This window comes from Salinivibrio sp. PR6, assembly GCF_001995955.1.
Taxonomy (GTDB): domain Bacteria; phylum Pseudomonadota; class Gammaproteobacteria; order Enterobacterales; family Vibrionaceae; genus Salinivibrio; species Salinivibrio siamensis.
Map to the genome: position 1 here is coordinate 267,941 of NZ_MUFA01000004.1, position 13,201 is coordinate 281,141.

Annotated in this window: 11 protein-coding genes; 7 read left to right on the plus strand and 4 right to left on the minus strand. The window is 51.7% G+C overall.

The window, feature by feature from the left end; translation table 11 throughout:
• Window positions 1-65: 65 nt before the first annotated feature.
• The 3 genes from rplY to BZG72_RS04850 form a co-directional block, all read right to left on the minus strand.
• A complete protein-coding gene (gene rplY / locus BZG72_RS04840) occupies window positions 66-347 on the minus strand; it encodes a 50S ribosomal protein L25 (protein ID WP_046073181.1) in 282 nt (93 codons plus the stop codon).
• Between the two features lie 193 nt (window positions 348-540).
• Window positions 541-2,346 (minus strand): DEAD/DEAH box helicase, encoded by a 1,806-nt coding sequence (locus BZG72_RS04845; RefSeq protein ID WP_077666230.1) that lies wholly within the window; start codon window positions 2,344-2,346, stop codon window positions 541-543.
• A gap of 61 nt (window positions 2,347-2,407) precedes the next feature.
• Window positions 2,408-2,869 carry a GNAT family N-acetyltransferase gene (locus tag BZG72_RS04850; protein ID WP_046073183.1) on the minus strand — a complete coding sequence of 154 codons (462 nt, stop codon included), beginning with the start codon at window positions 2,867-2,869 and terminating at the stop codon, window positions 2,408-2,410.
• A gap of 288 nt (window positions 2,870-3,157) precedes the next feature.
• Here BZG72_RS04850 and rsuA point away from each other — a divergent pair, with 288 nt between their 5' ends.
• The 7 genes from rsuA (at window position 3,158) to BZG72_RS04885 (ending at window position 11,779) form a co-directional block, all read left to right on the plus strand.
• Window positions 3,158-3,850: a 16S rRNA pseudouridine(516) synthase RsuA gene (gene rsuA, locus BZG72_RS04855; RefSeq protein WP_077666231.1), complete on the plus strand. Its 693-nt coding sequence runs from the start codon at window positions 3,158-3,160 to the stop codon at window positions 3,848-3,850.
• Between the two features lie 215 nt (window positions 3,851-4,065).
• Window positions 4,066-5,274: a Bcr/CflA family multidrug efflux MFS transporter gene (locus BZG72_RS04860; RefSeq protein WP_077666232.1), complete on the plus strand. Its 1,209-nt coding sequence runs from the start codon at window positions 4,066-4,068 to the stop codon at window positions 5,272-5,274.
• The gene (locus BZG72_RS04865; RefSeq protein WP_077666233.1) at window positions 5,271-5,912 is read left to right on the plus strand and encodes a DUF2913 family protein; all 642 of its coding nucleotides are present in this window, start codon (window positions 5,271-5,273) and stop codon (window positions 5,910-5,912) included. Before BZG72_RS04860 ends, BZG72_RS04865 begins: the two co-directional genes overlap by 4 nt.
• 97 nt (window positions 5,913-6,009) lie before the next feature.
• Window positions 6,010-7,383 (plus strand): MATE family efflux transporter, encoded by a 1,374-nt coding sequence (locus BZG72_RS04870; protein WP_241832518.1) that lies wholly within the window; start codon window positions 6,010-6,012, stop codon window positions 7,381-7,383.
• Window positions 7,384-7,533: 150 nt separating this feature from the next.
• Window positions 7,534-8,205, plus strand: coding sequence for an ABC transporter ATP-binding protein (locus BZG72_RS04875; RefSeq protein ID WP_046073188.1), 672 nt, complete (start codon window positions 7,534-7,536; stop codon window positions 8,203-8,205).
• The gene (locus BZG72_RS04880) at window positions 8,186-10,651 is read left to right on the plus strand and encodes an ABC transporter permease (RefSeq protein ID WP_077666235.1); all 2,466 of its coding nucleotides are present in this window, start codon (window positions 8,186-8,188) and stop codon (window positions 10,649-10,651) included. The genes BZG72_RS04875 and BZG72_RS04880 overlap by 20 nt, the downstream gene beginning before the upstream one ends.
• A 39-nt stretch (window positions 10,652-10,690) precedes the next feature.
• Window positions 10,691-11,779 (plus strand): lipocalin-like domain-containing protein, encoded by a 1,089-nt coding sequence (locus tag BZG72_RS04885; RefSeq protein WP_077666236.1) that lies wholly within the window; start codon window positions 10,691-10,693, stop codon window positions 11,777-11,779.
• Here BZG72_RS04885 and cra read toward each other — a convergent pair.
• Window positions 11,776-12,789 carry a catabolite repressor/activator gene (gene cra, locus BZG72_RS04890; protein ID WP_046073190.1) on the minus strand — a complete coding sequence of 338 codons (1,014 nt, stop codon included), beginning with the start codon at window positions 12,787-12,789 and terminating at the stop codon, window positions 11,776-11,778. The genes BZG72_RS04885 and cra overlap by 4 nt on opposite strands.
• Window positions 12,790-13,201 lie beyond the last annotated feature (412 nt).

Here is a 13,201-nt window from a genome sequence, read left to right on the forward strand (position 1 = left end):
GAACTCACAATGAAAAAGGCGCCACAAAGGCGCCTTCTCTCATCTCATCATGATCGCAAATGCGATTAGATGCGGATGAAGTCCATGTGCTCAACTTTTGGCTTGAACGCGTGGCGCTGGATGTCTTGTGGCTTAACTTTTACTTCTTGGCCATCGATAACCAGGATGATGCCTTCGTAGAACTCAGGCTTGTCCATTTGGTTAACAACCACTGGGTGGTCAAGTGCGATTGATACAGGCTCTTGGTTGCCACCGTAAACGATCGCAGGGAATTTCTTCTGATGACGTAGGCGGCGGCTCGCACCTTTACCCTTTTCTGTACGTACTTCAGCTTCGAACTTAAACATAATTAATAACTCTCTTTAGAGTGAAAACACAGTACTGAGCGTAGCGACCTAACTCAGTACCCAAAAACGAGCGCGGATAGTAGCACTGCTTGACCACTAAAACAAGCTTTATAGGCGGGATTCATCACCGCCCAAGCCGCCCACACGGTGCCTTTTGCTCGTGGAGGCGTCTTTGAATTGACCCTTAGTGCTTTCAACTCGCGTCGGATTCTGCGAAGGCTTGCCCTCGGCTTTGCGCTAACATGGCCGTTAGCCTGTCTTGGCCAATAAAGCGCTCCACATCAAAGATTTTCTGACGCAGGTGCCAGAATCGGCCTTGTTTACGTGCAATCACAAAGTCGGGCGGACGAAATCGGTGCTGTGACGCGGCCACTTTGGTCGGGGCGGTGGCGTCGAAGAGGCGGTGCCGATCGACCAGGTGTGGTCGGACAAATCGTGCCAGGAAGTCTTGTTTTTGTTTTTTGCTGGCCAGCGGCCACACCTCGTGTAAATCGTTGCCCTCGTGGGTGTGATAGGTCACTTTAAGTTGTGGTTTTTGATAGCGGTTTTTGCCCGCGGTGAGGGTCATGTCGGTGCATGCGACCACGAGTGCATCCTTGAGCTTGAGCGCTTCACGGAGTGTTTTGTCTGGATCAATTAAGGGGGCGTCACATTGGTGACAGCGACGTGCGGCAATATCGTTATCGGCGCCACACTCATCGCAAAACTTGGCGCGAAAGCGGTAACCACAGATCTCGCGTTCGCCATCTTCATCCTCAAAATAGCCTTGGCACTGGCGGCCATAGTGTTCAATCAAAAAGCCATTGTCGTCCAGTTTGCCCCAAAAGCTGTTATTAAACCCGCAGGCGGGGCAGGGGATCGTCACCAGCTCGCTGTCACTATCAGGTTTGGGCATGCCTATTTCTGGTTGGTACAAGTCGTAGACATTCCCGGCGTAGTCGAGAATCAAACAATCTTGCTTTCCTGGCGCGAGGCGAAGACCACGCCCGGCAATTTGTTGATAGAGACTGACCGATTCCGTGGGGCGTAAAATCGCGATCAAGTCCACATGAGGCGCATCAAAGCCGGTCGTGAGTACTGATACGTTCACTAAGTATTTGAGCGCTTTTTGTTTGAAAGCACTGATCAAGCGATCTCGCTCGACACCAGGCGTGTCACCCACGATCAACGCGGCTGATCCGTCCGGCAAATAAGAGAGAACTTCCCGCGCATGATTGACCGTGGCGGCAAAGATCATCACCCCTTGGCGTTCTTGTGCATACGCAATAATTTGTTCGACAATTTGCGGTGTCGCGCGAGGGGCATTGGCAACCACCTTCTCGAGATCCGCTTCCCGATAATAACCGTTCGCGGTGCGTGATACTTGGGAAAAGTCATAGCTAAGTAGCGGTGCATCCAGAACATGGGCAGGGGTAAGGAAGCCTTCATCAAGTAAGTGACTAATCGGCAGCTCAAAAACACAGTCGCGGAAAAACCGGGAAGCAGTCGTGCGCACTTTGCCACTGGTATGGTATTGATAAATCCAGCCTTGCCCGAGTCGATAAGGGGTGGCAGTGAGTCCCAACACTTTGAGGCCAGGGTTGACCGTTTGCAGATGCGCAATGACGCGGCGATAACTACTGTCTTGGTTGTCAGGAACACGGTGGCACTCATCTATCACCAGTAAGGAAAACTGGTCTGCAAAGGCATCCAAGTTTCTTACTGCTGACTGAACTGACGCAAAAACCACTTTGTCGTCAGAGTCTTTGCGGCCGAGTCCAGCGGAAAAGATCCCCCCCGTTAATCCATAGCCTTCATATTTGGCATGGTTTTGCTCGACAAGTTCTTTCACATGAGCGAGCACCAGTACTCGACCTTTGGCGATACGTGCGAGCTCTGCGATCACCAAGCTTTTTCCCGCACCGGTCGGTAACACGGCGACAGCAGGAGACGCATGGCGGCGAAAATAATGCAGCACGGCTTTAACCGCGTCAGATTGATAGGGGCGTAGGGTATACATAACGAAAAAACGGCCTAAATGAGGCCGTTTAGTTTACTGACTTGTGACGTCAGGTACAGAATTAAAGTCGTTTAGTCATAATACAGTGCTGGCGGCGAGGCTGGTAATCGAACTGCTCATAGAAAAGTCGAGCGCCTTTGTTGCCAATATTGACCTCAAGGATGACGGCCACACACTCTTTTTCTTTGGCTCGCGCTTCAACGTGTGGGATCACTTGCGACCCCACGCCTTGCCGTCGCCATCTTTGTTGGATAAAGAATTGGTCTATCACACCGACGCTACCGCCGTTTTCCACGCTGAAGCTGTAAGCGACGACTAAAAAGCCAATCGTTTCGGTTTCTCCCTCATGCTCAACATCAATCAGAAAAACATCACCACGCTCGGGTTGTGAGAGCAAGGTGTTGAAAGTGGCCGCGACGGGAGTACGATCAAAGGGCAGCGCTTCGTGGTCGTGCTGTTCGTGTGACAGCGTCAATAAGGTTTCAAAGGCATCGGCGTCGGGGCGGCGAAGAGAGACAATCATGGTGTTTCCTTCTTTATCACTGATTGGTCAAGACGACCGTATCATACTCGCCAAATTGGCATGCTCAATCACCAACAATATTTTGATTAGCAGGTTGTGACAGACTCGGCGTCTCAGCAAAAAGCGTTGGGTTTTGCTTGCATTGTCATATGTCCATCACCTGGACGATGACAATCAGTTTATCCTATCACGGCGTGTTTTTCCGTCAGATCTCGTAAAACTTGATCTGTGTCTGAGCCGCAATGTGACGTATAATCCGCGGCAAACAAAGGTGCAATAAGCGGTAATATGCGATTAGATAAATTTTTATGTGAAACCTTAGGGGTGACACGAAAGCAAGCAGGGCGTGTGCTTAAAAGCGAGCTGGTGACGGTTGATGGTGAGGTGATCAAGTCGGGTGCCGTCAAAGTGAGCGATCAAGTGGAAGTGGCGTTTGAGGGACGTGCCCTTACGTTGTCAGGCCCGCGCTATTTTATGATGTACAAGCCTGCTGGCGTGGTGTGCTCGCATGAGGATGCGTTTAATCCGACGGTCTTTGTATTGCTCGATGAAGTCAATGCGGAAAAGTTACACATTGCTGGGCGCTTGGATGCGGACACAACGGGACTGCTGTTGTTTACCGATGACGGGCAGTGGTCACATCGTATTACATCTCCTAAACATCAGTGCACCAAAACCTACCGTGTGTGGCTGGCTGATCCGATCAGCGCGGAGACGGCAAAAGCCTTTGAAGAAGGGGTGATGCTACGAGGCGAGAAGCAACCCACGCTACCGGCAACCCTCGAGAAAGTTGATGATTATGAGGCACTGCTCACTATTCAAGAGGGCAAGTATCATCAAGTAAAACGTATGTTTGCGGCAGTGGGCAATAAAGTCGATGCGTTGCATCGAGAGTCAATCGGTGACTTGGTCTTAGACGAACACTTAGAGCCTGGTGAATATCGTCCATTAACAGACGAAGAGATCGCGTTACTGGGTTAACGCAGGTGACTGGTTAGCCCCGTCATTGTTGCCTCTCGGTGAGTAACGGTAAGCACAGCATGGGCTGTGCTTTTTTATTGCTCATCGAGAAGCATGTGTTACGACAACGTGACCAAAAGAAAGACATTCTTTCCCACGGCGACACAATAAATTGTTACACTTTGACCACGCTCACGTTATTTCCCTTTGTCCTGTCTTTTACGTTAAGGAGAGTTATGTCGCAATCATCGGCTGTCACGTCGTCCCCGACGCAATTAAGCTGGCTTTTGATCTTGGTGCTTGGTGCGATTGCTGCGTTGACACCGTTAGCGATCGATATGTACCTCCCGGCGATGCCAGCGATTGCCGCGGATTTAAATGCACCAAGCAGTGCGGTGAAATCAACCTTGGTTGCGTACACGGCCGGCTTTGCCATTGGACAGCTTTTTCATGGTCCGATTTCTGACAGTTATGGTCGCAAACCAGTGATGCTGGCCGGTGTGGCACTATTTTTCGTTTGTGCAGTGGTCAGTGCGATGGCCCAAGATATCGACGTACTCACTGTTGTGCGTGCAACGCAAGGATTTGCGGGGGCCGCTGCCGCGGTCATTATTCAAGCCTTGGTGCGTGATATGTTTGAGCGTGAAGAGTTTGCGCGCACCATGTCTTTTATCACCTTGGTGATGACGATTGCGCCTTTAGCGGCACCGATGATTGGTGGCTATTTGCTCACTTGGTTTGATTGGCGCGCGATCTTTTGGGTACTGGCCGGTTGGGCGTGTTTTGTGATGCTTTGCATTATTGTCCGGATCCCTGAAACCTTACCTAAACACAATCGTCCGCCTATGCGTATTGGCGCGTCATTGCGTAACTATGCCCGCATGCTTAAAACACCGTTTGCCGTAGGAATGATCTTCTGCTCAGGTTTTTCCTTTGCTGGGATGTTCTCTTTCTTAACCGCAGGCTCATTTGTTTACATTGATTATTACGGTGTGAGCGCGAAGATGTTTGGCTACTTGTTCGCGTTAAACATTGTCTGTCTGATTGTGATGACCTTTATTAATGGCCGTTTGGTGCGCAAAATGGGCTCGCATTGGATGCTGCGCTTAGGGCTGGGATTGCAGCTGGCTGCGGGGATAGCCATTGCCGTGTTCCAATGGTTAGACATTGGGCTTTGGGGCACCGTGATTCCAGTGATGATGTATGTTGGGGTAATTTCAACCATCGGCAGCAACAGCATGGCTTGCTTGTTGGCCTGCTATCCGCAAATGGCAGGCACCGCGTCTTCTTTAGCGGGGACAATGCGGTTTGGTATTGGCTCGTTGGTTGGTGCAGGGGTTGCCGTTGCTTCAGACGGTACGCCCTGGGGGATGGTTGGCGCGATCGCCCTTTGTGCGATACTCTCTGCCGCTTTCTATTGGCTATTGGCAAGCAAAGAACCATGAGTTATGTCACCGAAATTCAAACTGTGATGGCCGCCGCCTTTGACGATCTCGCGGCAGCGATCGCCGCCAAAAAAGTGGCCGATGCGCCCCATGCGCGTGAGGCGTTTCTTGGTCGTTGGGTGGCGCAAGCGGTGAAGCAACAACGATTTCATCACAGCGTTAAAGCGGACTTACAACGTTGGACTCAACGTGCCCGCAGTGCCGGCACGCAGGCGGGTCTCGGCGCTGAATTTGCTCAAATCCAAACAGTGTATGCCGAGTGGTTTCCGGTTGGAGAACCTGCCAAGCCTGTCCACAAATCGCAATTACAGCAGTGGATTGATTGTGCGGTTGAAGCGGGTTGGTGCGTGCATACACAAGATACGATTGACCGAAAAGTGAAAATCATATCAGGTGGGCAGCATTCAATGGCCGTGTGTCCAGACGCGATGCAATCGGCTTTTGATGATGAGCAGCACTTGGCCTCACCACTGAGCGTTTATGTCCGGGGGCCTGAGCAGGCGGTCGTAGCCTGGGCGCATCAGGCATGGATAGCACCGACGAGAGTGACTGCCTATAAATCGATCGTCAAATACCATGCTGAGTACCGTATTTGGCCGAACAATCAAGCCGATGGCTTAATGGTGATGCCACATTAATCGGAATGTCTTCGCAGATAAGAAAACGCCCTCGGGCGTTTTTTTCTGTTTTAAAGGCACGTAAACTAACCAGGTTACCTATAGGTTGGAGTCGTGTGTGACCGTACTTTCCCGTCCTTTCTTTGATCCTGTGTTTTTAAAACGCTTACTTTTAATTGCGGTACCGATAGCGCTGCAAACCATGATGTTTTCGAGCCGCAGTTTGGTCGATATCCTGATGGTGGGACAGTTGAGTGAAGCGGATGTCGCCGCCATTGGTATTGCCGGTAAAGCGATGTTTGTCTCCTCCTTACTGATTCTCGGCGCCATGACCGGCGGCTCTATGCTGGTGGCACAATATTGGGGCGCGGGTGATCGGCAAGGCTTTCGTGAAAAAACGGCGCTGACTGTGACTTTAACCAATGCCACGGCGGCGTTAAGTGCGTTTGTCTTTTGGGCTTATGCAGATGTCATTGTGGGGTTTGCCAGTGATAATCCCACCGTTATTGCGCTGGGCCAAGACTACTTGCAAATTGCGGGTTTATCCCTGTTTTGTCTGGCCAGTGTATCAGGGTTGGCTGCCGGGCTTCGTGCCATGCACAAGCCAGGGATCAGCACCTTTTTTAGTGGGGTCGGGATCAGTGTCAACGTGGTGCTCAACTGGGTATTTATCTTCGGTAATCTGGGCGCGCCTGAACTGGGCTCGAAAGGGGCAGCGGTGGCGACTGTACTTAGCGGTATGGTTGAAGTTGTTGCCTTGTATGTCTATTTGTATCGCCGTCAACACTTGGTTGCCTTCTCTTTGGCTGATTGGCGTGCGTCATTAACGCTACTCGCCGTAAAGCGCTTTTTATCACTTTCGTTACCGACGGCATTTAATTTTTTAATGTGGTCGTCAGGCTTGTTCGTTTACCACGCGATTATCGGTCACGTTAACGAAGCAGGCTTGGCGGCTATTGCGGTTATCACGCCCGTCGAGTCACTTTCACTGTCGTTTTTGATTGGCACCGCCAATGCTGCCGCCGTTTTGGTCGGCAATAACCTTGGGGCGCAACAAACGGACACCGCTTACCATCAAGCCTGGCAGGTGGCGGTGTTTAATTTTATTGCCGGCGTGGCAATTGCCTGTTTGATGCTGATGATTCAGCCCTGGGTGTTAAGTTTCTTCCCTGCATTAACGGGTGAGACCGCACAGATCACGGCTTATTTTTATTGGGCGATGTGTGCGTTGATTGTGGTGAAAACGATCCCCATGGCGATGATTGTTGGGGTACTGCGTGCTGGTGGTGATGTGCGCTACTGCTTGGGGCAAGATTTTGTTGCACAGTGGCTCATTGGCATTCCTGTTGTATTGGCCGCTGCGTCGGTTTTTGAGTGGCCGGTTTATTGGGTGTATGTGCTGCTGGGGGTGGAAGAAGTGGTCAAATGGATAGGGTCCTTGATCCGGGTGAAGTCGGGCGTTTGGCTAAATAATCTTGTTAATGATGGCTAAGGATAAACGAAATATAAATTGGGAAGCTGCCCATCGGTTTTAACGCTTTTCTCAGCCTCTTAATTGGGGTACATTGCCAAATTAATCAAACAGTGTGACCTAGTTCTCGTTTATTGCTGTTTTTAAGACACTATAAGGGTGTGCATTGGCATGTTAGCAATTAAAGGGCTGTGTAAAGGTTATCAGGATGGGAGCGATTTCCACCCTGTGCTGCAAGGCGCCGCGATGTCGCTGTCGTCGACTAGCCAATTGGCGTTGATGGGCGAAAGTGGGTCGGGTAAAAGTACCTTGTTAAATTTGATTGCGGGATTGGATAAACCCGACAGTGGCGAGATCTGGTTTGACGATACCCCCCTTCACCGATTGAGCGAGGCGGCACGCACGCAGTTTCGACGTCAAAACATCGGCTTGATCTTCCAACAATTTAACCTGCTTCCCACCCTCTCTATTGCGGATAACATTCGCTTTTGTCGCCAATTAAAAGGCTTGAAAGAAGACGGTTGTCTGTGGCGACAAATTGTCTCTCAGCTTGACTTGATGCCATTGCTCAATCGTTACCCAGAAGAAGTGTCTGGCGGTCAACAGCAGCGCGCCGCCATCGCACGCGCGTTATATATGTCGCCCAAACTGCTACTTGCCGATGAGCCAACGGGAAGTTTGGATGAGCGTAATGCGGACGCGGTGATGCGCCTGCTTATCACGCTAACCGGTCAGCAGGAAGCTGGGCTGCTATTGGTGACACACAGTGATACCGTGGCCAGCTACTTGCAAGGTAGTGTGGGGCTACAAGGAGGCGTGCTCAGTGTTCGGGCCCGTCGCTAGCGCTTTATGGGGGCATTATCGCCGCCATCCGTTTCAAGTCTTTCTCGTCTGGCTTGGGTTAACCCTGGGGGTCTCTTTGCTGGTTGGCGTGTTATCGATAAACCAGCATGCGCAGCAAAGCTATCGCCAAGGTGCACAGCTTTTTAGCAATCCGTACCCGTTTAGCATTCATCATACCGAGCGGACACAGCGCGTGCCGCATGCTTTTTACATTGGCTTGCGCCGTCAAGGCTTGACGCAATGTGTGCCGATTGATCGTCTCGACGTTGTGACACCGTCACTTAGCGATATTCATCTGATGGGAGTGGATGCGATCGCGATGCTGCCATTTATCGCGAATCAGCGTACAGATGACGCCCCCTCATTGTCTCCCATGGATGCCATTTCAGTGCCTTATCCTGTCTATGTAGGCGAAGCCATGGCTGAGCACAAAGGCTGGGAAGAGGGGCAAATGATCGATTTGTTGGATTACCCGCCGATCGGCCCTTTGCGTATTATCGATAATGATGCGCTGAGTATGGGCACCTACTTGGTGGCGGATATGGCGCTACTGCGTAAGCTTTCGCCTCGTACTGGGTTTACCGAGGTGTTATGCGGGGATTTGTCTCAAGCGGAACGACAAACGATTCGTGACAATTTACCTTCAGCCTTGACGCTGACCAAAACCCAATCAACCCAACTAGGCCCACTGACCCGCGCTTTTCACTTAAATTTGCTCGCGATGGGATTGTTGGCCTTTGTGGTGGGGCTGTTTATTTTTTATCAGGCGATTTCCCTTTCCATGACTCAGCGCCAGCCCTTGGTCGGTACCCTTCGGCAGCTAGGCGTTGATGGACGCCAGCTTTCTGGTGTTATGGCGACAGAGTTATTTCTTTGGGTGTTACTTGGCGTGGTCAGTGGCAATGTGTTGGGTATGTTGCTTGCCAACCAATTACTCCCCGCGGTTGCTACGACCTTGTCTGATTTGTACGGCGCAGATATCACTTTAGTCATGCATTGGCAGTGGCAATGGGGACTCTACAGTTTACTCCTCGCTATTTTGGGGGCGGCGATGGCATCCGCTTGGCCGCTGGTGCGCTTAGTCAGCACCTCACCAGGGCGCTTATCGCAACGGATGACCTTGATGCGTGGCACACATCGAGAGTATGCCGTGCAGGCGATTTTAGCGGTGTTGCTTGGCGTGGCGGCGTGGGGCGTATCGTATTGGGAGACCAGCCAATGGCAAGGCTTTACCTTGATTGCCTTTACCATGTTAAGTGCTGCTTTAGCGCTGCCTTATTTGTGTGGCTGGCTGTTTCATGCCAGCGCAGCAGCCTATGCGGGCGCGCGATGGCGATGGTTTTTCACCGATGCGGCGGCAAGTTTAAGTTACCGTGGTGTGGCGGCGATGGCATTTATGCTCGCGATTTCGGCGCATATTGGTATGGAAACCATGGTCGGTAGCTTTCGCACCAGCACTGAAACTTGGCTACAGCAGCGCTTGGCTGCGGACGTTTATGTTCGGCCGAGCCATGCCGCTCTCGATGAGATGGAAACATGGTTGGTCAACAATAAAGACGTGGCGCAATTTTGGACCAGCTACCGGCGTGAGCTGACGGCAAACCAAGGGCGGCTTGAAGTGCTGTCGGTAGGAAACCGTCCGTCTGAGAAACAAACGTTGGCGATGAAGGCGGCTCAGCCTGATTATTGGGCACAAGTGCACCAAGAACGTGCCGTATTACTCAGCGAGGCATTAGCGGCTAAATTTGGCGTGGGCGTGGGGGAGAGCATCAACCTTCCCGCGCCGATGGGCGAGCGGTGGCAGGTCGCTGGGATCTATTACGATTATGGCAACCCCTACGGCCAGCTTGTGGTGTCTACACGCAGTGATGCGGGACAATGGCTAAAGCAAGGCCGATCATCACTGGCGGTGGTCTTGAATCAGGACACGCAAACAGAGCAATTCGTTGATCGCATCAATCACCGTTTTTCGCTGACCACCGGGCAGGTGCAAAACCAGGCGGATATCATGCGTTATGCAATGCGTATCTTTGACCGCACGTTTACTGTGACCGAAAGCTTGTGTGCACTGATGTTGGTTGTCGCGATATGTGGGTTGTTCTTTTCGACTTTGGCGACCGAGCTATCGCGCCAGCGGCAATACAGCTTGCTACGTTACCTTGGCCTGTCAGGGCGTGAACTCATTGCGCTCGGGGGAGGACAGTTAGTGTTGCTTGGTCTCACCAGTGCGCTGATTGCTATCCCGTTGGGGCTTGTGCTGGCGGGCATGTTGATCCATGTTGTCCTGAAAGCATCGTTTGGGTGGACCATGACCATGAGCGTCTTCCCGATCAGCTATGCCACCACGATCGGGCTATCCATGTTGGCGCTTATGGTCGCAGGGGCTTGGCCTGTTTATCGCATGCTAAAACGCACCGCGGCGGCGTCGTTACGTGATGCGCAGTAAAAAAGAGGCAGTGAAGTGATTCAGCGATGGAAGTGGAAAATGATACGTTCATTGTTAGGAGGCGGAGTGATCATCGCGCTCGGCGCGCTGGTATGGTGGGGTCAGCAGCCTGCATCGTCTCCTGATACCAGTGGAAATTTTGCCGTTTTTGATTCGCAAAGTGGCTTTGCCCCTGTCACCCCAGACCATACGCCTTCCTATCCCCAAGACATGGCGGCACACTCAGACTTTGCCACTGAATGGTGGTATTTGACCGCGACCTTAACCGACGCTAGTGGACAAGCGTATGGCGTGCAATGGACATTGTTTCGCCGCGCATTAGCACCGGATCGTAAAGAAGGATGGGCGAGTCAGCAGCTGTATATGGCGCACGTCGCTATCACGAGCGATGATAAACAATGGGAGTCGGAGCGCTTTGCCCGTGGTGGGATTGATCAAGCAGGAGTGACGCTGTCACCTTTTGAGGCTTGGTTAGACGATTGGCAATGGCAGGGCGGTAAACAACCTTTTCCTGCCAATGTGCGTGCAATGTGGCCTGCGCAAGGTAAGCAAGTCGGCTTTACGTTGGAGGTGCGCGAAAATGGACAACAGGTCAAGCACGGTGAAGAGGGATATAGTGTCCGTCATGCTAGTCAGCCGTCGGCTTCGTATTATTTTTCTTTGCCACAGCTAACCGTCAAGGGTGTGCTAACCATTGCGGGTGAAACCATTCCCGTGACAGGAAAAGGTTGGTTTGATAAGGAGTGGTCGAGTGGCGCGATGGCCGCCGAACAAACGGGATGGGATTGGTTTGGGCTTAACTTAGATGATGGCCGTGCGTTAATGGTTACCCAAATACGGGGCACCGAGCCGTTTATGTTTGGTTCATTACTGTTTCCTGATGGCCGAGTCGTGACGCTGAGCCAGGATGATATTCGTATGCTACCAATCAGTCATGCCAAGATGGCGGAGGGCGCTCACTTACCGATTCGTTGGCAGATCAAAGTGCCCAGTGAGGACATTAGCCTTATCACTCAACCACTTAACCCACAGAGCTGGATGGACTTGAGTTTTCCCTATTGGGAAGGGCCTGTGGAAGTGCGTGGCAGTGCCACAGGCCGAGGCTTTATGGAAGCGACAGGCTATTAACCCAGCCCGACCCAGGCTTGTGTTTGATGGGGGCGCCAAATCGGTTGGCGTTCAACCGTGATAACCCCAGGATGGTTGTCTCCTTGCGCGGCCGACACCGCGAGACTGAGCGCCGCGTCGCTAATTGCTTCAAATTGTTGAGGGAGAGACTGCACGCCGAAAGGAAGAAAATCGAGGATGCGGCTATCACCAAAGGTGGCAAAATACAGTGCAGTAGGGGCGATACCTGTTTGCCTAATGGCGTCCAGCACCCCTTCACACAGCGTGAAGGACGTGGTGAGCAAAGCATCGGGTAAGTCACCAGCTTCAATCCACTCTGTCATGAGCCTTTGTCCCTCAGCACGGCTGAAAGCTTGGCCGTAACGCACTTGTCCATCTACGCCTTGTGCCGCTAATGCACCACGAAAGCCGTTCTCCCTGTCTTGTGAGATGGCCAGCGATGGGACGGCCCCAATCAGTCCTGCTTGATAGACATCCGTTGGTGCAATTAACATCTCGGTGAGCTGGTAAGCGCCTTTTTCATCATCACTTAGCACATTCGCGAATTGGTTGGCATCCAGCCCACGGTCAATGGCAACGATGGGAGTGCCTTGCTGTTGTAATTTGGGGTAGAAGGTATTATCTGCAGGCAAACAAGAGGCGACGATTAACGCATCAATTTTCCTGGAGACGAGGGTCTCAGCCACTATTTTTTCTCGTTCTGGGTCGTCATCAGAGCCCGTGATAATAACCTGATAGCCCTGATCGTGGGCTTTTCGTTCAAAGAGTTTTGCCAACGTGGCGTAACTGGTGTTCGCCAAGTCAGGAACGACTAAACCAAGCGTTTGTGTGGTGCCTGCACGCAAGGCTGTGGCGGCGCGGTTCGGCTGATAATTGTGTTGTTCGACCACAGCCATCACGCGTGCTCGCGTTTTTTCACTGATCCGATAACGGTCGGCTTTGCCATTAATCACATAACTTGCCGTTGTGCGTGATACACCGGCAAGACGGGCAATTTCATCAAGCTTCATAAAGCGATCCTTAAGTAGGCCGATCGTTACTGATGGCTTTGTGAATGCGATCAAAGTTTACGCACTTCAGATCCATAATTTATTTGCATTATAAGCTAAAACGATTCAGCCTTAAAGCTGAAAGGTTTCAGCTTGTGTCAATTATTGGCGGCTGATCTCAAGATGCTGGAAAGACGATGCGGCTTATCTCTTCCGGCGCTTATAAGTGGAAGAGATTGACCAAACGCTGGGAGCAATGTCTATCGCTTTACCTAAAAGCTGAATCGTTTCAGTTTTTAGGTAAAGCGAATGTGGCAAGTCAAACGCGAACACGGCCAATGACCGGTGACTTGCGACCAACCAATATGTCCGCCATGTCTAAGTGATACTGATGTGGCCGACAACAACATCAACCCGTGCCGCGGCACTGAAA

Excerpts from the sequence above, each read along its gene's own strand:
- BZG72_RS04860 (WP_077666232.1), top strand. The coding sequence starts at position 4,066 with ATGTCGCAATCATCGGCTGTCACGTCGTCCCCGACGCAATTAAGCTGG.
- cra (WP_046073190.1), bottom strand. The coding sequence starts at position 12,789 with ATGAAGCTTGATGAAATTGCCCGTCTTGCCGGTGTATCACGCACAACG.
- BZG72_RS04845 (WP_077666230.1), bottom strand. The coding sequence starts at position 2,346 with ATGTATACCCTACGCCCCTATCAATCTGACGCGGTTAAAGCCGTGCTG.
- BZG72_RS04875 (WP_046073188.1), top strand. The coding sequence starts at position 7,534 with ATGTTAGCAATTAAAGGGCTGTGTAAAGGTTATCAGGATGGGAGCGAT.
- BZG72_RS04850 (WP_046073183.1), bottom strand. The coding sequence starts at position 2,869 with ATGATTGTCTCTCTTCGCCGCCCCGACGCCGATGCCTTTGAAACCTTA.
- rplY (WP_046073181.1), bottom strand. The coding sequence starts at position 347 with ATGTTTAAGTTCGAAGCTGAAGTACGTACAGAAAAGGGTAAAGGTGCG.
- BZG72_RS04885 (WP_077666236.1), top strand. The coding sequence starts at position 10,691 with ATGATACGTTCATTGTTAGGAGGCGGAGTGATCATCGCGCTCGGCGCG.
- BZG72_RS04865 (WP_077666233.1), top strand. The coding sequence starts at position 5,271 with ATGAGTTATGTCACCGAAATTCAAACTGTGATGGCCGCCGCCTTTGAC.
- rsuA (WP_077666231.1), top strand. The coding sequence starts at position 3,158 with ATGCGATTAGATAAATTTTTATGTGAAACCTTAGGGGTGACACGAAAG.